Below are 21,826 nucleotides of genomic sequence, written 5' to 3'. Positions count from 1 at the left end.
TGCTTTAAAACGTAGTGCAGTAAAGGGACATAAAACGGAATTACAGGCATAAAAGATAAAAACGTTTCACTATGAGTGAAGCGTTTTTTTGTTTAGATGTAAGCTAAGTAGCATAGAAGAGATATTTAAAAGTAGGAATTAATGGTGTTATATAATGAATGTATAACACAAAAACGAAAATATAGAGGAAAGGAGAAAATAAATGAAAAGAGGAATTACGGTAGATATTCTAGATGGACATGTAAATGACAATCTACTTTGGAAAGTGTTAAAGCCAATCAATATTGCTTCATTTAATTGGCGAGTGGGGAATGAGGAGTCCTACTTAATAGCGCGTGGTGGATTGGATGAGGCATTATTTCCAGAGGAACCAAGTGTAGTGGAAGGATTAGAGTTAAAAAGGTTAGTTAAAGATAACATATATTATCTTATTTTTGCAGATTTAAAAGCATATCCCAAAGGAGAAATAGTACTAGATATTGAAACATATGAAGAGTTTATGGAAAGTAAGTGTGAGATAGTCGTATTAGTGGCGGACGGTCAATACATACAAATTTATGCGAAAGACCAAAAAGCGATTGAACTGATGTATGAAAACGCACGAAATCAGGGGTTTTATGTAGAATATGTTACAGACGAAAATGACGGTAGAACACGTTTGTCAGTATAGTAGGAATTTGAAAGGGGAAACGCAATATGGAGAGAACTATAAGTAAAGAATATACAATTCGAACCGCTACTGAAGAGGAAAGCGATAACATTATTACTCTATTAAAAGAAGTAGCACAATGGCTACAACATAAAGAAGTGGACCAGTGGCAGTACCTTTTAGGAGGAGAAGCTACGGCTGAAATATTAGAAGGTATAAGAGAGAAATATACATATGTGGTTACGAAAGAAGATGAAATTATCGGTACAGTCACAGTATCTCCTAAACAAAATGAATGGGATGAATATATTTTTGGTAAAGAGGAAGTTTCTAATTCATTATATATTCATAGATTTGCGGTGAATCGGAAGTATAAGGGGAACGGAATCGGAGAATGGATGTTACGGTGGATAGAAGAGAATGTACAACATGACAAAGAGTTTTTAAAACTAGATTGTGTAGGGCATAATGTTACGTTGAATGATTTCTATAAGCGATGTGGTTTTGAATATGTCGGTAGTACGCATGGACATAGTATGTTTCAGAAGAGCATAATATAGTTGAAAAGAAATAAGAAAAAGCGTAGGGATTTCTACGCTTTTTCTTATTTCTTCTCACTGTCTTTTAAAACTTGATTTATTTTTAAGTTAACTACTTGGGCAGCTAGATATCCAAGACCTCTAGCAGCTTGCAGTTGAGTTTTTTTTACAATTTTTCTTTTGAGCAATGTTTTTTCATGATTAATATTTATTTTTTTCATAGTTTATATGCCCCTTTGAAATAGCCTTATTATGGTTATTTTAATTGATTTATTCAGATAAAACAATCTGTGTCTAAAATCTGTTTACATATTTGAATATGAAAGAAGGAATTCAATATAATTATACAGAATATTTAGATAAATAGGAGGTGTCGAATTTTGAGTGAAATTGAAGTAAAAAGGAATGTAATTAAGACAGGGAGTGAGAAGAGCATCATTCTTCGGTTTATACTTGCTAGTCTCGTTGGGGTGTTTATGTTTTTCGTACCGGTTACGATAAACGGTGCTTCTTCCATAATGATTGATCATATCGTGTCGTGGATTAGAGCTTCGGTCCCGAGCGCCGTACCTTATTACGCACTACTCGTTATGGTAATGGGTGCAATTTATCCGTTTTATACGAAAAAATGGAATACATCTATCGTAGATATTTGCTTTTCGATTTTAAAAGTGGTTGGCGTCGTTTTCGGTGTATTATATTGTTTGAAAGTAGGGCCAGCTTGGTTCTTTGCGCCAGATGTTGGGCCGTTTTTGTATGAGAAACTAGTAATATCGGTAAGTTTACTCGTTCCGATTGGTTCGGCTTTTTTAGCATTATTAGTCGGGTATGGATTACTTGAATTTATCGGTACGTTTTGCCGTCCGATTATGAGGCCGTTATGGAAAACACCTGGACGATCAGCAATTGATGCGGTTGCGTCCTTTGTGGGAAGTTATTCACTGGCTTTATTAATTACGAATCGCGTATATAAAGAAGGAAAATATACGACAAAAGAAGCGGCCATTATCGCTACAGGATTTTCTACAGTATCCGCAACATTTATGATCATCATCGCAAAAACATTAGATATTATGCATTTATGGAATGTTTATTTTTGGACGACTCTCGTTGTAACATTCATCGTAACTGCTATCACCGTAAGACTTCCACCCCTTAGTAGAAAACCAGATACATATGTAACGGAAGAAGGGTTCCCAGAGCCTGTTTATAAGGAGAAAATGTTAGAACGCGCTTGGGAAGACGCGTTAGAAGTATCGAAATCTGCACCGAGTATTATAAAAAATATTGCAGTGAACTTAAAAGATGGTTTTATTATGACGATGGGAATTTTACCATCTATTATGTCTGTAGGGTTAATTGGTATTGTCTTAGCGAAGTTCACACCAATATTTGATTGGGTCAGCTATATTTTTTATCCTTTTACATGGGCTTTACAACTGCCAGAAGCAGACTTAGCTGCTAAAGCGGCATCCGTCGGTATTGCGGAAATGTTTTTACCATCATTATTAGTAGTTAGTGCACCACTTGTGACAAAGTTTGTCATTGCGGTTGTTTCGGTATCATCTATATTGTTTTTCTCAGCATCCATCCCATGTATTTTATCGACAGATATTCCGTTAAAAGTATCAGAACTTATTATTCTGTACGTACAAAGAACGATATTAACATTGCTTATCATTACGCCGATTGCTTATTTGTTACTTTAAAAAGGGGAAAAGTATAAAAAAGAATCCTTCTATAAAAGGAAGGATTCTTTTGTTTAGTGTTTTTATCAAGTAAATACTTTAAAATGTACACTGTTTTGATGTTTTATTTGTTTTTCGAATATGACGTAATACTTCTTAAGAAAATTCCTAATCCTGCAAAAAAGAATCCTAAGCATAATAAGCTGCCTGGTGTTCCCCAAGTAATTTGATCTAGCATTTTTATATCCTCCCATTTACCCCATATGAATTAACTGTAAAACTTTCACTTTATTATTATATAGTATTTTTCGGTTGTAATCCAAAATTATCCATACTACCAAATTGAAAAAATAATCTTTTTGTAGAAATAATAGCGTTTTTGGTGTGCAAATCTTTCAATAATGCACACTAGACCTTTAGAAAAAGAAAAACCTTACATGAAATGAAACCAATATAAATGTAGCTTGATATAATGGGATGGACACGGTATTTGTTACAGGCTTTTACGGATTATTATGTAAGAAGGTATTAAAACTTGAATTTTAAGTGCATTTAAAAGTTAGTGTTAATGTTTTAATATCTATATAATTAAATGTTTATTTCTGTGATATAGTAAGAAAAAGGGGGCTTACAAATGGAAATCATTCACGAAAGAGCAAAGCTACGGTTAATGGATGGTAATGATGTCGAAACTTTGTTTTCGATTGTAGAAGGAAATCGGGAAATTTGGGCGTATTTAATCTCTAAAATGGATAGTGTGCAAGATATGCAGCAATATGTTCAAAAAGCGATACAAGGTTATGGAAAAGGTACGCAAATACCTTTCGTTGTAGTGGATCAACAGACGAATAAGATTGTAGGAAGTACACGTCTATATAATATTTCGGTAGAAGATAAAACAGTCGAGTTAGGACAAACGTGGTATCATCCAAGTGTCCAGCGTACGAGTATAAATACAGAGTGTAAGTATATGCTTCTCCAGTATGCTTTTGAAAAACTCCATATGCTCAGGGTACAAATTAAGACGGATGCAAGAAATGAAAAAGCACAACGAGCAATTGAAAGGTTAGGCGCAGTAAAAGAGGGTGTGCTTAGAAATGAAAGAAAATTACCGAATGGTTATGTGAGAGATGCAGTTGTGTACAGTATTATCTCAAGTGAATGGCCAGACGTGAAAGAACAATTGTTAGAAAAATTAGAGTTGTATAAAGAAAAGCTATAATTCGTGTTTTGAAAGGTATATTGTTCGTAAGGCATGAAAAATATACCTTTTTTCTTACAAAATGCTACTTTATTTTAATTCCTTTTGTTTCATCGTTCCCTTCTGAGAAAAAATTCGTTACAATGTAGTTGTATGGTAATAAACTTATGAATTTAAAACATGTAATGAAAACCGCAAATGAAAATGAATTGATAATCCTCAATTTTAAATGAAAACCCTTTTATACATAAATAACAAGTAAAGTTCCTTCTTTTAAATAAACTCAAACAAAACGATTTGATATAAATGTTTTTTTATAGAAGTATGGATGATGTACGGAGGCAATTACAAATGAAAGAAAATAAGAAGAGTAAGAAAAGACGAATCTTTCAAGTATTTTTACTAATGATTTGTTCTGCTATTTTATATGTAAGTTATGCAGCTTACGATATTTGGAGTTATCGTTTTAAAACAGATGATAGCGTGAAAACGGATGCTGGTATCGTACTAGGAGCAGCTTCTTGGAACGGAAAACCATCTCCTGTATTTAAAGAAAGAATTAATCATGCGATTTCTTTATATAAGAACGGAAATATTAAAAAGATTATTTTTACAGGTGGTACAAAGTTCGAGGCAGAGCTTGAGGAAGCGCGTACTGCAAGAGTATATGCAATGAAACAAGGTGTAAAAGACGAAGATATTTTAATTGAAACAAAATCCCTTTTCACTGAAGAAAATTTAAAGAATGCGAAGGAAGTTGGAATAGAGAACGGAATACGCACATACACGATTGTAAGTGATCCACTTCATATGAAACGCGCAATGAGAATCGCAAAACATATTAATATTGAAGCGTATGCTTCACCAACGCCGACATCAGCATATAAAACGTTAGATACAGAAATACCATTCTTCTTTAAAGAATTATTCTCGTATATTGGATATGTAACCTCGTTGCCATTAAAGGCATTGAAGGGAGACTAATAAGAAAAGAACCTATCTTTAAATAGGAACTTTTCTTATTAGTCAAAAACATTGTATTTTTATCGGAATAGTGAAACAATAGAGAGGTAGCTTCATATAATCATAATGACAAAATGAACGGTTTATGAATCGAACATAAAGGAGATTATAGTATGGCACTCTCATTTGTTGAAACAGAAAAACAATCTTTCATTATTGAACAAATAAATAAATTGATTCCGAAGTTCATGGAAAGGGAGCATCAACTAAGTGAATTAGGATCATTTCCGTATGAAAATATAAATGATTTGAAACATATCGGATATACGAAATTAACGTTACCGAAGGAATTTGGTGGTAGTGCGATTTCTTTATATGACTTCGTTTTATTTCAAGAGAAAATTGCGGAAGGCTGTGGAGCTACTGCATTATCGATTGGTTGGCATCTTGGTATTGTGAAAGAGCTGGCGGAAAATCGTTCTTGGAATGATGAGATGTTCAAATGGTTTTGCGAAGAAGTTCGTAATGGAGCGCTCTTTAACAGGGCAGCAACAGAACCGAAAACAGGGAGCCCGACGCGTGGCGGTAAACCAGAAACAATAGCGGTTCAACAAGGCGAGAAGTGGGTTATAAATGGAAGGAAAACTTTTACAACGATGGCGCCAGTACTTGATTATTTTATTATTTCAGCAAGTATGGAAGGCCAAGAAGAAGTTGGTGAGTTTGTCATTCCAAGAAATACACTCGGTGTATCCATTGAAGAAACGTGGGATAGCGTTGCAATGCGAGGGACTGCTAGCCACGACCTTGTCTTACAAAATGTAGAGATAGACAACCGCTTTTTTACGGATGTAAAAGGCGGGAAAGTGAAACAAAAGGGTATTGGCTGGTTGCTACATATACCAGCATGTTATTTAGGAATTGCACAATCAGCAAGAAATTATGCAGTTCAGTTTGCGGGATCATACAAACCAAATAGTTTAAACCATTCTATTAGTTTATTACCGAATGTTAGAAGATTAGTTGGAGAATTAGAACTCGAGCTTATGCAAGCTCGCGTCTTTTTATATCAAATTGCGAAAAAATACGATGAGGCAGAAGATAAACTGTCACTGCAAGCAGAATTAGCGGCAGTGAAATACGCCGTAACAAATGCGGCGATATCGATAGTGGATAAATCAATGCGCATCGTAGGAGCAAAAAGTTTATCAGAAAAAAATCCGCTTCATCGTTACTATTTAAACGTAAGAGCAGGATTACACAATCCGCCGATGGACGATGCAACACTGTCTATGCTTGCGGATGCGGCGTTTCGATCGTAGGTTTTTTAACTTGAATTTTATTGTTTATGTACAATATAGTTGTTTTGAAAGCACGTGTTTGATTAGTAATCGAACACGTGCTTTTTATGTGTGGGAACTTACCAGGTGGAGATGTAGGTTTTTAATATAAATGGTTATCATGGTTTTGTGATTGTTTCTTGTTGAAAGATTCTTATCGAAATGCCAGTTTGGAAAATTTGTAAATAATTACTAAATTTAATCCCAAATCAATGGTCTTTCTAAATTTACCATTCGTAAATATTGTAAAAATTGACCTGCATGGACCGCATCATGATAGGCAATTCGTAATAGCATATCGCCTAAATATCGTTGATAGCCAACATCGCTTCGATCAATAAGTCTTGAATCTAGCTCTGCTATGCTTATTGATTGAACATATTCTATGAAATCGGCAAAACATGATTGTGCTAATTCAATTTCTTTTTTAACACAAGTAATTGGCTCATCATCATCATACGGGATATGTATGTCGTTTATTGAGCCGTTGTTTTTTAAAATCATATGATAGTAAAAAGTTGAGGTCCATACGTGACGAATCATTTCACCAAAGGACATAGCCTCGTGATCAGGCTTCCAATTAAGAAAATTATCGGGAAGAGAATTCCATAATTTTTCTGAGCGCCTTCTCGTTTCTTTTAAATTTAATATACTAAGATCAATTGCATTCATAATACATTCTCCTTTACTGTTAAATTTAAAATAATTGTATCAATTTAATAGTTAGGGTATCATCGAAATATGAATGTATATCCGAATATCTCATATATAGCTAAACTTATTGCTGAACCTACAAGAGCAATCATCTTAGATTGTTTAATGAATAATCAAGCACTACCTGCTAGCGAATTAGCTTATATGGCAAAGGTGTCACATCCAACAATTAGTTCTCATCTTTCTAAATTAGTAGAGGGGAATCTACTGACAGTTGAACAACATGGTAGACATCGTTACTATCGACTTGCTAATCAAGAGGTAGCAGAGGTTCTTGAAAAGTTAGGAACAATCGCACCAACAGTTCAAGTTCGGTCTTTAAAACAATCAGATCAACTAAAACAAATTCGTTATGCTCGAACTTGTTACGATCATCTTGCAGGTAGACTCGGTGTAGAGATAACCGAAAAATTATTAGATAAGGAATTTATCATTTTAGAGAAAGGAGAATACATTGTAACGGAACAAGGTAAGCGGTGGTTTCTGAATTTTGGAATAAATATTGAAACGGCAAATATAAAGAGAAGAATATTTGCAAAACCTTGTCTTGATTGGAGTGAACGACGCTACCATATTTCTGGTTGGTTAGGATCTGCAATAGCAAAACTATTTTTTGAACAGGAATGGATTACAAAAACGGATAAGAATCGGGCTGTCCATCTTACAAGAAAAGGTATGAAGTTCTTGAAAGACGAATTAGGCATTGACATGGACAATAAAGAGATGAAATAACCTGAGTCTATACAAATGTAGACTCAGGTTATTTCATTTCTTTTAAAAATCTTTAGTGATATTTGCGCACGACAAATTAACCTCACTTGCTTTACGGAAAGAGATTAGCTGAAAAAATAGTAGTTGAGACGATTCTATTAAATTAGTAATCATATTCATTGAAAATTATGCGTAAGAATATAGTAAATGAAGGGAGATATAAAATGAATAAAGTGAAACTGAAAGTATTTAATATAAAGTATGTCATGATATGTCTTTTATTCACAATTATATGTATTCTCACTTCATTCTTCATTTCTAGTAATTCGAACGTATTTAAATCTTATTATATTAATCAATTATTAGGAACGAATTCTACGAAAGGCCTTATGTATATGATAGGCAGTGAAAATCGTTATTTTGCCGAAGAATTTCATAAAGAAAAAGGACGAGCGTCTTTGGAATCTTTTTTACTTTCACTTTCTACAAATATTAATGTAAATGACCTCCGGAGCTTATTAACTCGAGAACTTCCAAATATGAATCAATTTTATTCAGAAATATTAATTGCCGGGGAAGGAACAGATTATACGAACATTCCTGAAGAATCCAGCATTCCTTTAGAGAATATTCAAGATAAAGGTACTGCTGTTAAACACCCAAAGAGTGAGAAAGAAAACAATTCAAATACACAAAATAACGGTGAAAATAAAGTTTTTATTTATCATACACATAGTTGGGAGTCGTTTATTCCTCTCATTCCAGGTGCTACTAAACCTGATGATGCCTCTAGTACAAATAATGAAGTGAATATTACGTTTGTTGGAAATTATTTAAAACAAAAGTTAGAAGAAAAAGGAATAGGTGTTTCACATGATACGACAAATATGAGGGACTTTCTACGAAATAAAAATTTAAACTGGGCCCAATCTTACAAAGGGTCCCGTCAAATATTACAAGATAAATTAGCACAAGATAAAAATATTATGTTTCCCATTGATCTTCATAGGGACGATGCACGAAAAAATATTACGAAGAAAACGATTAATGGAAAGGATTATGCACGACTCTATTTTATTTTAGGTCGAGAAAATCCTAACTATGAAAAAAATAAAAAAATAGTAACAGCAATCAATTCATATTTAGACGAGAAGTATTACGGTTTAAGCCGAGGCATTTTTATTAAAGATCGTAAAAGCGGGAATGGAGTATATAATCAAGACCTTTCTCCAAATGCATTACTTATTGAAATGGGAGGGGTAGATAATACTCCAGAAGAACTGTATGCTTCCGTAGACGCATTAGTAGAAGCATTTAGCCATTATTATAATGAAGTAACAAAGAAAAATAACTAAATATAGCGGAGAAATTTAGTGTTTTTGTAAAATGAAAAGGAGTGACACCTAGTTAGGCGTTATAGGGGGTTACTCCTTTTTTGTAGAATATGAAAAATATAAGATTACCAATACACGTTATCAATTGAAAAAATCTTTCTTTTCATTCTTCTTTTTATCGTTTTATAGGAGAATGCTATGCTTCTTATTTCACCTACTGTATAATAAGAAAAAAGCACGAAAAGAGGTTATCTCATGCTAGAGGTTATTGCAACATGTTTAGAAGATGTAAAACGAATTGAACGAGCTGGCGGAAAACGAATCGAATTAATTTCATCTTATACAGAAGGCGGTTTAACGCCGAGTTATGCATTTATTAAAAAAGCGGTAGAAGCAGTACATATACCAATTCACGTTATGATTCGTCCGCATGCGAAGTCTTTTACATATACGGAAGAAGAAATTGAAATGATGAAAGAAGATATTGTAGTTGCTCAGAAATTAGGAGTAGCTGGTGTTGTATTAGGTGTATTAAATGAAAAGAATGAAGTGGATGAAGAGAAACTAGCGAATTTATTATCTGTGGTAGATGGGATAAATGTCACATATCATCGTGCAATAGACGACACGGAAAATCCAGTAGAAGCAATGAGAACGTTAAAGAAGTTTCATAAAGTGACTCACGTCTTAACTTCAGGTGGACAAGGGAATATAGTTGATAATATTCCGGTGCTTACAGATATGCAAAAGGTAAGCGATGGTCAAATTCAGCTTGTAGCTGGAGCTGGTGTGACGAAAGAAAATATAAAACGATTGCTAGATGAAACTGGAATTTCGCAAGCTCATGTCGGTACAGCTGTAAGAGAAGGGAAATCATGTTTTGCTGAAATTGATCCTAATTTCGTACAAGAATTAGTTCAAATCATACAATAAACAATTAAGAAAGAGGAGAAACGATGAAGGAAAATACGAAGAAAGAATTATTCTCATGGGCGAAAACGATAGGATTTACCCTTGTATTAATCGCAATTATTCGCGGTGTTTTATTTACACCGTCATTAGTACAAGGCGAATCGATGATGCCCACTTTAGAAAATAACGAACGAGTTCTCGTGAACAAGATTGGTTACAGTATAAGTGGATTAGAACGTTTTGATATTATCGTCTTTCATGGAAAAGAAGGATACGATTTAGTAAAACGAGTAATTGGTTTACCAGGTGATACAGTTGAGTATAAAAATGATGTTTTATATGTAAACGGAAAAGCGATGGAAGAACCATATTTAAAAGAGTTTAAAGAAAAAGCAGCAGGCCGTGTATTAACTCCAGACTTTACGTTAGAACAAATCACAGGAAAAACGAAAGTGCCAGAAGGCCAAGTATTTGTTTTAGGGGATAATCGTGAAGTTTCTAAAGACGGTCGTATGTTTGGGTTTATTTCAGAAGATGAAATTGTCGGAAAAGGACAAGCTGTTTTCTGGCCGTTGAAACAAGTAAGAGCGTTATAAAGAAAAAGTATGGGGGAATATATATTCTTCCATACTTTTTTTATGCCTATTTAAACGTTTGGTTCTGCTATAACTTGAGCTTTTGAAAGAGAACCATCATTATTTCTAAATTTTATTTTGTATTGACCTTACATAAAGGTTAAGTAGCTGAAAAATATATTGATAGAATTGAAAGAATATTTTATAATTTTTAATTATATGTTTGTTTCAGAAAATGGAATTTAAGTTCCGAAATTCGGAATAAGAGGGAGAGAGAATGACTATAAATAAAACGGCAGTTAAGACAATGGATATTTTACAGTTGTTTTATGAGCATGAAGAGCTAAGTTTAACAGAAATGGTTCAGCTTACAAGTATGCCGAAAACATCTGTTTATCGTTTAATTGGTTCGTTAGAAGAAATGGAATTTTTACAAAAAAATGAGAAGGGGAAATATCGTCTAGGAGTCGTTTTTTTACGGTTTGGTCAACTTGTTTCACAAAGACTATCCGTAAGAAATATTGCGATTCCATATATGAAAGAGCTTAGAGATAGTTTAGGGCAGGCAGTTAATTTAATTATTCAAGATGGTAATGATGCGATTTATGTGGAAAAGATGGAAGGCGTTCAGCCTGTACGTGTGTATACGGCGGTTGGAAGAAGAGCGCCACTTTATGCTGGTGCATGTCCGAGAATTTTACTATCGTATTTTTCTGAGGAAAAGAAACGGAAATACATAGAGGAAACGAATTTAAAACAATTTGCAGATGGAACAATCGTAGATAAGAAACAATTACTAGAAGTGTTACAAATGGCGAAAAAGGAAGGACACACCATTAGCTATTCTGAGTTAGAAAATCATACAGCAGCTATAGCAGCGCCCATTTTCGCAAATGATGGAACGGTTGTAGCAGGCATTAGCATTTCAGGATTAGCAATTGAGTACAGCGAAAGTAACATTTCATATTTTATCGCGAAGGTGAAAGAGACAGCGAATCGCATTTCGAAAGAACTTGGCTTTTTGGCATAGAAAGAGGGAGTAGGATGAAATTTTCTGCGTTAGGGGATCAAGCAATTATTGTTACATTTGGTGCAGAAATCGGGATGGATGTATACGAAAAAGTACAACGACTATTTCAAGCGTTGCAGCAACATCCGTTTGTAGGGATGGTTGAATGTGTTCCGTCGTTTACTTCATTAGCCGTTTACTACAATTTGTATGAAGTATGGAAGGGAAATGATAGAAAGATAAGACCATATGATTGCGTATGCCAATACATAGCTAGAATGTTAGATACGTATAAGGAAGAGCTGAAACGAGATGTGAAACATATTTCTATACCCGTTTGTTACGGGGGAGAATATGGACCTGATTTAGAAGAGGTGGCATATTATCACGGTTTACAAGTAGAAGATGTGATCCGAATACATAGTGAAACAACGTATTTTGTGTATATGTTAGGCTTTACACCAGGATTCCCGTATTTAGGAGGACTATCAAAAAAACTAGAAACGCCTAGAAAAGAAATACCACGGTTACAAATCTCTCCTGGTTCAGTAGGAATCGGCGGAAATCAAACAGGTATTTATCCGCTTGAAACACCGGGTGGATGGAATATTATTGGCCGAACACCAATCTCCTTATTTAATCCGGAAGAAGAAACACCAACCTTTATTCAAAGCGGCATGTATTTACGATTTATCCCAATAACGAAGGAAGAGTACGTATCACTTGAGGGGGCTAAAGAATGGATGTAGAGGTTTTGCATGCAGGGATGTTTACAACAGTCCAAGATTTAGGACGATCTCATTATCAACAATACGGTGTGCCAGTTGGCGGGGCGATGGATCAAAGTGCACTTCGGACGATCAATATGTTAGTTGGTAATGAAGAGAATGAAGCGGCACTCGAAATGACGATTATGGGACCGAAATTGTTAATAAAGAAAACGACGTTACTTGCGATTGGCGGTGCGGATATGGAACCGTTACTAAATGGGGAGCGTATACCATTATGGCGTCCCATTTTAGCGGAAGAAGGTAGTATGCTTTGCTTTGGAAAAGTGAAAAGTGGTTGCAGAACGTATGTGACTTTTGCAGGTGGTATCCATATTGATCGTACGATGGGAAGCAAAAGTACTTACATACGTGCTGCGATTGGAGGTATAGAAGGAAGAATGTTGAAAAAGGGTGACTACTTCCAAATTGGTGTACAGCCAGAAATGGCGAATCGTTTCGTTCAAGACTTACAAAAAGATAAGAGAATAAAAACGAAATGGGCAATTAGCAACAGCGTACTACCAAAGTATAAGAAACATCCTAAGCTTCGTGTCATAGCTGACTTTGAATATAATCAATTTACAGAAGAAAGCAAAAAGGCATTTTTTACGAAAGAGTATAAAGTATCTAATTACGCTGACCGTATGGGTTATAGGGTTGAAGGAGAAATTTTAAATAGAGCCGTTGAAAAAGAGATTTTATCGAGTCCTGTTACATTTGGAACCATTCAAGTTCCTAATGGTGGACAGCCGATTATATTAATGGCAGATAGGCAAACGACAGGTGGCTATCCGAGAATGGGAAATATCATTTCAGTAGATTTACCTCTTCTTGCCCAGCTAAAGCCGGGGGACTATGTTTCTTTTGAGAAAATTTCGCTTGAAGAAGCGGAACAATTGTACATAGAACAAGAAGTAAATATGAATCTATTAAAGAAATTCATTGCTTTACGAAGCTGAAATTAGGAGGGAAACAGTGTGACTACAATTGATTTAAATTGTGATTTAGGAGAAAGTTTTGGCGCTTATAAAATGGGGAATGATGATGAAATTCTCCCGTTCGTTTCCTCAATAAACGTTGCTTGTGGTTTTCATGCGGGTGATCCGTCCGTTATGCGACAAACAGTTGAAAAGGCAATGCAACATAACGTTGCGATAGGGGCACATCCCGGATTTCCGGATTTAATTGGATTTGGTAGAAGGAACATGAACGTTCCAGCAAGTGAAGTATACGATTATGTTCTATATCAAATTGGTGCATTAGATGGTTTTGTAAAAGCAGCTGGCGGGAAGATGCATCATGTGAAACCACACGGTGCTCTATATAATATGGCGGCAACTAATCCGGAAATTGCAGATGCAATTGCAAAGGCAATATATCATATAAATCCAAGTCTATTACTTTACGGATTAGCAAATAGCGAGGCGTTTATACAGGCTGCGGAAAAATACAATATAACTCTCGTACAAGAAGCTTTCGCAGATCGTACGTATAAGCAAGATGGAACATTAACGAGTCGTACGGAAGAAAATGCGCTTATAAAAAATGAAGAAGAAGCGATAAAGCAAGTGCTTCAAATGGTGAAAGAAGGCTATGTAAATTCGGTGAACGGCCAGAAAGTAGCCGTTCAGGCGCAGACGATTTGTTTACACGGTGATGGAGAGAAAGCTGTACAATTTGCGAGAAGAATATACAGAACATTCGAAAATAATGAGATTTCTATATGCACACCGAAATAAAATAATGAGGGGAAGTGTTGGAATTGGTGAAATTAATCGGGATATTACTTGTTGCAGTGGGCTTTTTATTTAGATTAAATACACTATTAGTCGTTATGGTTGCAGGTATTGTTACTGGTATGGTTTCAGGATTAAGCTTTTATGATGTCATTAGCATGTTCGGTAAATTTTTCATAGAGAATAGATATATGTCTATGCCTATCATACTAACTTTACCGGTAATCGGAATTTTAGAGCGTTACGGTTTGAAAGAAAGAGCAGAAGCACTTATAACGAAATCAAAAGGTGCAACAACTGGAAGAGTATTAATGTCATATTTTACGATAAGAGAATCATCAGCAGCACTTGGACTGAATATTGGAGGTCATGCGCAAACGGTAAGACCACTCGTTGCACCGATGGCAGAAGGGGCTGCGCAAGGTAAATACGGTAAGCTCCCTGAAAAATTAAGAGAAAAGATTAAAGCAAATGCAGCGGCTGCGGAAAATACAGCTTGGTTTTTCGGAGAAGATATTTTTATCGCAACTGGTGCGATTTTATTAATGAAAGGATTCTTCGATTCGGTAGGTATGCATGTCGGTGTGTGGGATATGGCGCTTTGGGGTATTCCAACTGCAATATCAGCGCTTATCGTGAGCTGGATCAGATTTAGAAGGTTTGATAAATATATAGCAAAAACGATGACATCAAAAGAAAAAGAAGAGAAGGAGGCAATATAAAATGAACATCATCACAATGGATACAATCTACTATGTATTAGGTATAATCGTTGCCTTTATCGCTGTTCGTATTGCGTTTGATCGTGAGCATCCAAACCGATTTGGTTCTAGTTTATTTTGGGCGTTGTTTGCAGTTACATTTTTATTTGGGAATGTAATCCCTTCGTTTTACGTTGGCTGTATTGTACTCGCTATGGTTGTATTAGCTTCACTAAATAAAGTAACAAAATCAGAGGAGAAAGAAGTTCCAGTACAAGAACGTGTGAAACATGCTGAGAAATTAAAAAACAAAATTTTTATGCCTGCACTTTTAATACCTATTTTTACAATTATCGGTACGTTAACGTTAGGAAAAATTAAATGGGGAAATGTTTCTCTTGTTGATCCGGATAAAGTAACGCTAGTAGCATTAGCATTAGGAGCATTACTTGCATTCGTTGCGGCAATGCGTATTACAAAATCGAAAATAACAACGCCTGTACAAGAAGGAAGCAGACTATTACAAGCTGTCGGCTGGGCTGTTATTTTACCACAAATGTTAGCAGCACTTGGTGGTATTTTCGCGAAATCTGGCGTTGGACAAGTCGTTTCTGATTTAGTCGGACAAGTGTTACCGACAGAGTATCCGTTCGTTGCTGTTATGGCGTACTGTTTAGGAATGATGCTTTTCACAGTTGTAATGGGAAATGCTTTCGCAGCGTTTGCCGTTATTACTGGCGGAATTGGTTTACCTTTAATCGTGCAAATGCACGGCGGAAACCCAGCGATTATGGCAGCGCTTGGTATGTTTGCTGGATATTGCGGAACGCTGCTTACGCCAATGGCAGCAAACTTTAATATCGTACCGGCAATGCTTTTAGAACTGAAAGATAAAAATGCCGTTATTAAAGCACAGGTACCAATTGCTCTTTCAATCTTCATCATAAATATGTTTATCATGTACGGCCTAGTATATCGTTTCTAATTAGGAGGAGAAAACAATGAAAACAGTATTATTAACAGGATTTGATCCGTTCGGTGGAGAAAGTATCAATCCAGCTGGGGAAGTCGCAAAAAGTTTGCATGAAAAAACAATCGGAGAATACAAGATTATTAGTAAACAAGTACCCACTGTATTTCATAAATCAATCAGCGTATTAAAAGAGTATATAGAAGAACTAGCACCGGAATTTATTATATGCATTGGACAAGCTGGGGGTAGACCAGATATTACGATAGAGCGTGTCGCAATTAATATTGATGATGCAAGAATTGCTGACAATGAAGGGAACCAACCGGTAGATGTACCGGTTGTAGAAGAAGGACCAGCTGCTTATTGGTCTACACTTCCGATGAAAGCAATTGTAAAAAAACTTCAAGAAGAAGGTATACCGGCTTCCGTTTCACAAACAGCAGGTACGTTCGTTTGTAATCATTTATTCTATGGTCTCATGCATGAACTAGAAAAACATGATACAAAAATGAAAGGCGGATTTATTCATATTCCGTTTTTACCAGAGCAAGCGAGTAATTATCCAGGGCAACCGAGTATGTCACTTTCTACTATTCGTAAAGGGATAGAGTTGGCAGTTGAAGTAACGACGACCGTTGAGGTAGATATTGTAGAGGTTGGTGGCACGACGCATTAAGTAGAATGAATTGCACGACACCTCCTGTAAACAACTGGTATAATAAGTATAGCAATATACATAGAGGTGATTTTTGTGCAACAATTTGAAGAAGTACGTTTGATTTTAGAAAAAGCGAAGAAAATGACAGTATTAACAGGCGCTGGTGCAAGTACGGAAAGTGGTATCCCAGATTTTCGTTCAGCAAATGGATTATATGCTGATGCGAATGTCGAGATGTATTTATCAAGAGGGTACTATAACCGAAGTCCGAAAGAATTTTGGAAGCATTATAAAGAAATCTTTCAAATCAATACGTTTCATCAATATAAACCAAATCGTGGGCATCGCTTTTTAGCGGAGCTAGAAGAGCAAGGGAAAGATATTACGATTTTAACGCAAAATATTGACGGTTTACATCAATTAGGTGGTAGTAAACATGTTATTGATTTACACGGCACACTGCAAACAGCACATTGTCCGAAGTGTAAAACGGGATATGATTTGCAGTATATGATTGATCATGAGGTGCCGCGCTGTCAGAAGTGTAATTTCATTTTAAATCCAGACGTTGTTTTATACGGAGATACATTGCCGCAATATCAAAATGCGGTCAAACGTTTATATGAAACAGATGTGCTTATCGTTATGGGGACGTCACTCAAAGTACAACCTGTTGCTTCATTCCCGCAAATCGCAAAGAGGGAAGTAGGAGCAACAACGATTTTAGTAAATGAAGAGTTAACAGGACAAGAATATAACTTTGATTATGTTTTTCAAAATAAGATTGGTGAATTTGTTGACGGATTGTCTTCAAGGAAATAAGTTATCGAAAAAACTGAGGTATCCGCCTCAGTTTTTTATTTGAGTAATCGTTATACTAAGCAGCGTGAAAACATGTCGATAATGTAGTAACAACATCTCTATAATTAATAAAAAAGTGTTTCGTAGGTAAAATAGCAGAGTAAGAAGTAGTATTATTTTTAACGAATACACAATCGTCATAAAGTAAGCTAATATGTAGCTGTTGTAAAGGTTTTATTTGGTGTTGTTTTATATATAAAACTAAGTCTTCGTAAAGTTGTCTACTAAAATCACTTACAGACCATTCTAATGAAAGCTGACCTGCTATGCTAGTCCACCATACTTTAAAACTACATATTAATTCTTTGAATAATTCTTTATTACATAAATGATTATCAAAAAGATTCTCATAAAAGATATGGTTTTCATCATAAAAAAATTGCGAATCATACTTGTCATTAGCCATTTGTTTGCGAAGTGAATGCCATAATTCTTTGAAATTTGCTTCAAAGTTAGTAGAAAAATTGAATTGTCTTGCTATGTAAGGAAATTTTAAATTTTCCTTTTTCTCTTTTTGGTTGAGATAAATATTTTGAATATAAATCATAAAGTTTAAACAATGGGGCGCATTAGTATGTATTGTAAATGAATCTGTCATTTTCGTTCTCTCCTTAAGTAATGTCTTTTATGAATTTATTTCTTTAGTATACAAATAAATGTAAACTAATGGTATAAAAATAAATTTGTACCAGTTTTCTTTTAGAATAATATTCATGTTATTGTGTATTAAGGGAATGGTAATAAATAGGATATAAAATAAAAAAACTGAAAATTAAATCTTTTATTTCTTTTATAATTAATATAAAATTCTATATATATCATATAAATAAATTTGATACATAATGGTTCCATGTAGAAATGTTAATAGAATGAAGCGAGGGAGCGAAATGAGACAGAAAAAGGAGCAGAAGAAACAATCGAAAAAGAAAAAGACTCATATTCCTTTTCGGTTAAATGTACTATTTTTTATCGTCTTTCTTTTATTTTCAGCTATTATAATTCAATTAGGTAAAGTACAAATCATTGATGGAGAAACGTATAGAAATGAAGTGAACAAAAAGGAAGATGTAACGGTAAGTACACCTGTTCCTAGAGGGAAAATGTTTGATCGACAAGGTCAGGTGATTGTAAATAACAAACCACTACGAACCGTTACATATACGAAAATGAAAGGAGTAGATTCGAAAGAAGTTTTACAAGTAGCAAGACAGTTAGCCCAGTTAATTGAAATGTCGCCAGAGGATATAGACAAGTTAACAGAAACAGATAAAAAGGATTTTTGGATGCAGTTAAATGAAAAGCGGGCAGCAGAAAAAGTAACGAAAGAAGATGAGAATAAATTTAGGAAGCAGGAGATAGAAGGAAAAGAATTAGATAAAAAAGTGGAAGAGTTACGTAGGGAAAGAATTACACAAGAAGAATTAAGCGAACTTTCAAAAGAAGACCTAGAAGTACTAGCTATTAAAAGCAAAATGAATGCGGGATATAAAATGACGCCGCAAATCGTTAAAAAAGATGTAAGTCAAAATGAATATGCAGTCGTAAGTGAAAGATTGGCAAGCTTGCCCGGAGTAGATACGACAGTAGACTGGGAACGTGAATACCCAAATGATAAAATACTTCGTTCTATTCTTGGTAGCGTTTCTACTGAAAATGAAGGATTGCCAAGGGAACAATTAGATTATTATTTAGTGCGTGATTATAACCGAAATGACCGCATTGGTAAGAGTTACATCGAAAAGCAATATGAAGACGCATTACATGGAACGAAAGAGCAATCTAGAAGCATTACAGATAAAGCAGGAAATATAATCCGGACAGAAAAAGTGACCGAAGGAAAAAGTGGAAATAATTTAATGTTAACAGTGGATATGGAGTTACAGAAAAAAGTAGAGGAAAGTCTTGAAAAGAATTTACGAGCATTTCATTCTGCAGAGCCGATGATGGATCGTGCATTCGTTGTAATGATGAACCCGAAAAACGGTCAAATTTTATCGATGGCAGGAAAGAAAATTGTAAATAAAGATGGCGGGATGCAAATAGAAGACTACGCTTTAGGAACGATGACAAGTTCTTATGAGTTAGGGTCCACTGTGAAAGGGGCTACATTATTAGCTGGTTATCAAACTGACACAATTAAGCCGTATACGCATTTCTTTGATGCACCTATGTATTTTAAAGGAAGCTCTAAGCCGAAGAAATCGTGGAAAGACTTTGGTGATATTGATGATTTAAGAGCTTTACAAGTTTCATCAAACGTATATATGTTTAATACAGCATTAAAGATGGCAGGTATAAATTATGTGCCAAACAATCCATTAGACATTAAACAAGAGACATTTAATAAAATGCGCTACTATTTTAGACAATTTGGTTTAGGTGTACCGACTGGTATTGACTTGCCGAATGAATCGATTGGTCAAATGGGTAGAACGGATAACGTACCTGGTTTTTTACTTGATTATGCGATTGGACAGTACGATACATATACGCCGCTTCAACTTGCTCAATATATTTCAACCATTGCAAACGGTGGTTACAGAATGAAACCGCAAATTGTGCAAGAAGTGAGAGAACAACCACATAGACCAGAGGATGTTGGAAAAGTTATTCGATCTATTGAACCAGTTATTTTAAATCGAGTGGATATGAACACTTCATACATTAATCATGTAAAAGAAGGATTTAGAAGGGTTTTTCAAGAGAATGACGGAACAGGTACTGCAACGTTTAAAGGATTACCGTATAAACCAGCTGGAAAAACAGGGACAGCTGAAACTGTGTATGGTGGAGAAAGTGAAATTGGAAGAGATGAAAACAATAATCGAAAAAAATGTTATAATTTAACTCTTGCCGGTTATGCGCCGTATGATGCTGATCCGGAAGTAGCTTTTTCAGTTGTTGTACCATGGGTAAATGATGACAAATCAGGAATTAATTCCGCGATTGGTAAAGAGATTTTGGATGCGTATTTTGAATTGAAAGCGAAAAGAGCAGGTGGAAATCCAGTCCCAGTAGAGCAGCCGAACAAGGCCCAGTAAAAATAATATCACTGCATTGAGACATATGGTGCAGTGATATATTTTTTGATTTAAAAAGCGTTTGAATAAGGTGGGAATGGATATGAAACAGGAGATTAAAAGAGGTTGGGGGAAATACATACTCTTCGTGTTTGTTTTGGTAATAGCCTATCATTCTTTTACTTTATGTAAAGTGGAAGGGAAATCGATGCAACCGACTTTATATGAAGAAGACTACGTATTTGTAAATAAAGCGGCAGTACATTTTTCCGATTTAGAGCATGGAGAAATTGTCATTATAAAGGAAGAGGATGAATCGAAATATTATGTAAAACGAGTAATAGGACTTCCTGGTGACGTAATTAACATAACGAATGGATCTGTATATGTGAATGATAAAAAACAAGAAGAACCGTATACAAATAAAGATTTATTCAATAATACGCAAGTGTTTTATAACTTTCAAAAGACAAAAATCCCACCAAATAAATTATTTGTAATGGGAGATAATCGTGAACTTAGTAGAGATAGTCGAAACGGTTTAGGATATATTGAAGAAGATAATATAATAGGCAAAGTGGAATTTGTATATTATCCTTTTTCAAAAATGAAGATCATAGAATAAGTGGGGGTTTCTCTATCCCCACTTATTAACGTTTCACTTTATCTTCTTTAAAAAACCTTTTGGGTTAAACGATATGAAAAACTTATGCTTAGATTCATCGATTATGAAATTGTTGTTTGTAGCTAAAAACTCTTCAACAGCTTCCATTGGGCCAGGTCCCCAATCAGGAGAAATAGGATTTCCATTAATAGATGTATCTTCTACTATAATATAACTGCCTTTAGTAACGATAGATTTATAAAGCAACAATTCTTTTGCTACATGCTCTTTACTATGATCAGAATCTAAAATAACTAAAATCACATCATCAGGTTTGCGCATACTTAATATTGTTTGCACAGCGGTTACTGAAACAGAAGAAGCTGTTAAATACGTAATACGATCATGGGATGGACGATTTGGTTGTGGAAATATATCAATAGTAAGAACATGACCTTTTCCAATTAAATCTAAAATGGAAGCTAAATACAGTGCGCTACCACCATAACAAGTGCCACATTCAATAATTAAATCGGGTTTTAATTCGTAAATCATTTCTTGATACAAAAAAAGATCAGAAGGAAGTTTGAGAATGGGGACTCCAAGCCAATGTGTATCATATAACCAGACGCGACTATCGTAAAATTGTTTTAAAAATTCGCTGCTTATGTTATCGATTTTGAACACTCCTTTCTGGAAACGAAAGTTGTACAATATATTATGTGAGATATGATTGTAAGGAGAATGTTTTTGAATAAAAATGAGCAAAATACCTCATTAAAAAACCAGTTGTTTGTATAATAAGAATTTTTTTATGCAGCAAGTCTAATCAAAATGCTGTTTAAATTTTTAGATGAGGGGAAAAAGA

Annotated in this window: 24 protein-coding genes; 20 read left to right on the top strand and 4 right to left on the bottom strand. The window is 34.9% G+C overall.

Annotated features, from left to right (window positions below; all coding sequences use genetic code 11):
• The first annotated feature begins 202 nt into the window (after positions 1-202).
• Positions 203-670 (top strand): DUF2691 family protein, encoded by a 468-nt coding sequence (locus BAQ46_RS26625; RefSeq protein WP_071743117.1) that lies wholly within the window; start codon positions 203-205, stop codon positions 668-670.
• Positions 671-696: 26 nt separating this feature from the next.
• Entirely contained in the window at positions 697-1,209 is a 513-nt protein-coding gene (locus tag BAQ46_RS26620; protein WP_071743115.1) for a GNAT family N-acetyltransferase, read from the top strand.
• 44 nt (positions 1,210-1,253) lie between these two features.
• Here BAQ46_RS26620 and BAQ46_RS30470 read toward each other — a convergent pair whose 3' ends face one another.
• Positions 1,254-1,409: a hypothetical protein gene (locus BAQ46_RS30470; protein ID WP_161491004.1), complete on the bottom strand. Its 156-nt coding sequence runs from the start codon at positions 1,407-1,409 to the stop codon at positions 1,254-1,256.
• Between the two features lie 159 nt (positions 1,410-1,568).
• Here BAQ46_RS30470 and BAQ46_RS26615 point away from each other — a divergent pair, with 159 nt between their 5' ends.
• From BAQ46_RS26615 to BAQ46_RS26600, 4 genes are all read left to right on the top strand, one after another.
• Positions 1,569-2,897 (top strand): YjiH family protein, encoded by a 1,329-nt coding sequence (locus tag BAQ46_RS26615; RefSeq protein WP_061130660.1) that lies wholly within the window; start codon positions 1,569-1,571, stop codon positions 2,895-2,897.
• Between the two features lie 613 nt (positions 2,898-3,510).
• Positions 3,511-4,098, top strand: a complete 588-nt coding sequence (locus BAQ46_RS26610) for a GNAT family N-acetyltransferase (RefSeq protein ID WP_000402574.1) — start codon at positions 3,511-3,513, stop codon at positions 4,096-4,098.
• Between the two features lie 330 nt (positions 4,099-4,428).
• Entirely contained in the window at positions 4,429-5,061 is a 633-nt protein-coding gene (locus BAQ46_RS26605) for a YdcF family protein (RefSeq protein ID WP_016717896.1), read from the top strand.
• A 152-nt stretch (positions 5,062-5,213) separates the two neighbouring features.
• Complete coding sequence (locus tag BAQ46_RS26600; protein WP_001218398.1) at positions 5,214-6,362, top strand: acyl-CoA dehydrogenase family protein; 1,149 nt, start codon at positions 5,214-5,216, stop codon at positions 6,360-6,362.
• Positions 6,363-6,578: 216 nt separating this feature from the next.
• Here BAQ46_RS26600 and BAQ46_RS26595 read toward each other — a convergent pair whose 3' ends face one another.
• Positions 6,579-7,052 carry a DinB family protein gene (locus BAQ46_RS26595; protein WP_071743114.1) on the bottom strand — a complete coding sequence of 158 codons (474 nt, stop codon included), beginning with the start codon at positions 7,050-7,052 and terminating at the stop codon, positions 6,579-6,581.
• Between the two features lie 69 nt (positions 7,053-7,121).
• Here BAQ46_RS26595 and BAQ46_RS26590 point away from each other — a divergent pair, with 69 nt between their 5' ends.
• The 12 genes from BAQ46_RS26590 (at position 7,122) to BAQ46_RS26535 (ending at position 17,295) form a co-directional block, all read left to right on the top strand.
• Positions 7,122-7,826: an ArsR/SmtB family transcription factor gene (locus tag BAQ46_RS26590; protein ID WP_071743112.1), complete on the top strand. Its 705-nt coding sequence runs from the start codon at positions 7,122-7,124 to the stop codon at positions 7,824-7,826.
• Positions 7,827-8,029: 203 nt separating this feature from the next.
• A complete protein-coding gene (spoIIP, locus tag BAQ46_RS26585) occupies positions 8,030-9,160 on the top strand; it encodes a stage II sporulation protein P (RefSeq protein ID WP_001045276.1) in 1,131 nt (376 codons plus the stop codon).
• A gap of 234 nt (positions 9,161-9,394) precedes the next feature.
• Positions 9,395-10,072 carry a copper homeostasis protein CutC gene (locus tag BAQ46_RS26580; protein ID WP_061130661.1) on the top strand — a complete coding sequence of 226 codons (678 nt, stop codon included), beginning with the start codon at positions 9,395-9,397 and terminating at the stop codon, positions 10,070-10,072.
• A 23-nt stretch (positions 10,073-10,095) separates the two neighbouring features.
• On the top strand, positions 10,096-10,647 hold the full coding sequence (lepB, locus tag BAQ46_RS26575; RefSeq protein WP_000662493.1) for a signal peptidase I: 552 nt from the start codon (positions 10,096-10,098) through the stop codon (positions 10,645-10,647).
• A 256-nt stretch (positions 10,648-10,903) separates the two neighbouring features.
• Positions 10,904-11,656 carry an IclR family transcriptional regulator gene (locus BAQ46_RS26570; protein ID WP_061130662.1) on the top strand — a complete coding sequence of 251 codons (753 nt, stop codon included), beginning with the start codon at positions 10,904-10,906 and terminating at the stop codon, positions 11,654-11,656.
• Between the two features lie 14 nt (positions 11,657-11,670).
• Positions 11,671-12,384 carry a 5-oxoprolinase subunit PxpB gene (pxpB, locus tag BAQ46_RS26565; RefSeq protein ID WP_071743110.1) on the top strand — a complete coding sequence of 238 codons (714 nt, stop codon included), beginning with the start codon at positions 11,671-11,673 and terminating at the stop codon, positions 12,382-12,384.
• Positions 12,375-13,364, top strand: coding sequence for a 5-oxoprolinase subunit C family protein (locus BAQ46_RS26560; RefSeq protein WP_061130664.1), 990 nt, complete (start codon positions 12,375-12,377; stop codon positions 13,362-13,364). The genes pxpB and BAQ46_RS26560 overlap by 10 nt, the downstream gene beginning before the upstream one ends.
• Before the next feature lie 18 nt (positions 13,365-13,382).
• Positions 13,383-14,144, top strand: coding sequence for a 5-oxoprolinase subunit PxpA (gene pxpA, locus BAQ46_RS26555; protein ID WP_000207335.1), 762 nt, complete (start codon positions 13,383-13,385; stop codon positions 14,142-14,144).
• Between the two features lie 23 nt (positions 14,145-14,167).
• The gene (locus tag BAQ46_RS26550; RefSeq protein WP_000239804.1) at positions 14,168-14,863 is read left to right on the top strand and encodes a DUF969 domain-containing protein; all 696 of its coding nucleotides are present in this window, start codon (positions 14,168-14,170) and stop codon (positions 14,861-14,863) included.
• A 1-nt stretch (position 14,864) separates the two neighbouring features.
• Positions 14,865-15,827 (top strand): DUF979 domain-containing protein, encoded by a 963-nt coding sequence (locus BAQ46_RS26545; protein WP_001021658.1) that lies wholly within the window; start codon positions 14,865-14,867, stop codon positions 15,825-15,827.
• A 16-nt stretch (positions 15,828-15,843) separates the two neighbouring features.
• The gene (gene pcp / locus BAQ46_RS26540) at positions 15,844-16,491 is read left to right on the top strand and encodes a pyroglutamyl-peptidase I (RefSeq protein WP_061130666.1); all 648 of its coding nucleotides are present in this window, start codon (positions 15,844-15,846) and stop codon (positions 16,489-16,491) included.
• Between the two features lie 75 nt (positions 16,492-16,566).
• Complete coding sequence (locus BAQ46_RS26535; protein ID WP_061130667.1) at positions 16,567-17,295, top strand: NAD-dependent protein deacylase; 729 nt, start codon at positions 16,567-16,569, stop codon at positions 17,293-17,295.
• A 55-nt stretch (positions 17,296-17,350) separates the two neighbouring features.
• On the opposite strand, the gene BAQ46_RS26530 is transcribed toward BAQ46_RS26535, so the two are convergent.
• Positions 17,351-17,932 (bottom strand): hypothetical protein, encoded by a 582-nt coding sequence (locus BAQ46_RS26530; protein ID WP_071743108.1) that lies wholly within the window; start codon positions 17,930-17,932, stop codon positions 17,351-17,353.
• Between the two features lie 289 nt (positions 17,933-18,221).
• On the opposite strand from BAQ46_RS26530, the gene BAQ46_RS26525 reads away from it, so the two are divergent.
• Complete coding sequence (locus tag BAQ46_RS26525) at positions 18,222-20,375, top strand: peptidoglycan D,D-transpeptidase FtsI family protein (protein WP_071743106.1); 2,154 nt, start codon at positions 18,222-18,224, stop codon at positions 20,373-20,375.
• An 82-nt stretch (positions 20,376-20,457) separates the two neighbouring features.
• Positions 20,458-20,979: a signal peptidase I gene (lepB, locus tag BAQ46_RS26520; protein ID WP_000806877.1), complete on the top strand. Its 522-nt coding sequence runs from the start codon at positions 20,458-20,460 to the stop codon at positions 20,977-20,979.
• Positions 20,980-21,012: 33 nt separating this feature from the next.
• Here the strand turns inward: lepB (BAQ46_RS26520) and BAQ46_RS26515 are convergent, their stop codons facing one another.
• A complete protein-coding gene (locus BAQ46_RS26515) occupies positions 21,013-21,645 on the bottom strand; it encodes a CmcI family methyltransferase (RefSeq protein ID WP_071743150.1) in 633 nt (210 codons plus the stop codon).
• Positions 21,646-21,826: the final 181 nt, after the last annotated feature.

It is taken from the genome of Bacillus paranthracis (genome assembly GCF_001883995.1).
Classification (GTDB): domain Bacteria; phylum Bacillota; class Bacilli; order Bacillales; family Bacillaceae_G; genus Bacillus_A; species Bacillus_A paranthracis.
This window is presented reverse-complemented; position numbering and strand designations above follow the sequence as displayed.

Coding starts and splice junctions, on each gene's coding strand:
- spoIIP (WP_001045276.1), top strand. CDS start 8,030: ATGAATAAAGTGAAACTGAAAGTATTTAATATAAAGTATGTCATGATA.
- BAQ46_RS26605 (WP_016717896.1), top strand. CDS start 4,429: ATGAAAGAAAATAAGAAGAGTAAGAAAAGACGAATCTTTCAAGTATTT.
- BAQ46_RS26595 (WP_071743114.1), bottom strand. CDS start 7,052: ATGAATGCAATTGATCTTAGTATATTAAATTTAAAAGAAACGAGAAGG.
- BAQ46_RS26610 (WP_000402574.1), top strand. CDS start 3,511: ATGGAAATCATTCACGAAAGAGCAAAGCTACGGTTAATGGATGGTAAT.
- BAQ46_RS26625 (WP_071743117.1), top strand. CDS start 203: ATGAAAAGAGGAATTACGGTAGATATTCTAGATGGACATGTAAATGAC.
- pxpB (WP_071743110.1), top strand. CDS start 11,671: ATGAAATTTTCTGCGTTAGGGGATCAAGCAATTATTGTTACATTTGGT.
- BAQ46_RS30470 (WP_161491004.1), bottom strand. CDS start 1,409: ATGAAAAAAATAAATATTAATCATGAAAAAACATTGCTCAAAAGAAAA.
- BAQ46_RS26600 (WP_001218398.1), top strand. CDS start 5,214: ATGGCACTCTCATTTGTTGAAACAGAAAAACAATCTTTCATTATTGAA.
- BAQ46_RS26570 (WP_061130662.1), top strand. CDS start 10,904: ATGACTATAAATAAAACGGCAGTTAAGACAATGGATATTTTACAGTTG.
- BAQ46_RS26560 (WP_061130664.1), top strand. CDS start 12,375: ATGGATGTAGAGGTTTTGCATGCAGGGATGTTTACAACAGTCCAAGAT.
- BAQ46_RS26580 (WP_061130661.1), top strand. CDS start 9,395: ATGCTAGAGGTTATTGCAACATGTTTAGAAGATGTAAAACGAATTGAA.
- BAQ46_RS26590 (WP_071743112.1), top strand. CDS start 7,122: ATGAATGTATATCCGAATATCTCATATATAGCTAAACTTATTGCTGAA.
- lepB (WP_000806877.1), top strand. CDS start 20,458: ATGAAACAGGAGATTAAAAGAGGTTGGGGGAAATACATACTCTTCGTG.
- BAQ46_RS26620 (WP_071743115.1), top strand. CDS start 697: ATGGAGAGAACTATAAGTAAAGAATATACAATTCGAACCGCTACTGAA.
- pcp (WP_061130666.1), top strand. CDS start 15,844: ATGAAAACAGTATTATTAACAGGATTTGATCCGTTCGGTGGAGAAAGT.
- BAQ46_RS26530 (WP_071743108.1), bottom strand. CDS start 17,932: ATGACAGATTCATTTACAATACATACTAATGCGCCCCATTGTTTAAAC.
- BAQ46_RS26525 (WP_071743106.1), top strand. CDS start 18,222: ATGAGACAGAAAAAGGAGCAGAAGAAACAATCGAAAAAGAAAAAGACT.
- BAQ46_RS26545 (WP_001021658.1), top strand. CDS start 14,865: ATGAACATCATCACAATGGATACAATCTACTATGTATTAGGTATAATC.
- lepB (WP_000662493.1), top strand. CDS start 10,096: ATGAAGGAAAATACGAAGAAAGAATTATTCTCATGGGCGAAAACGATA.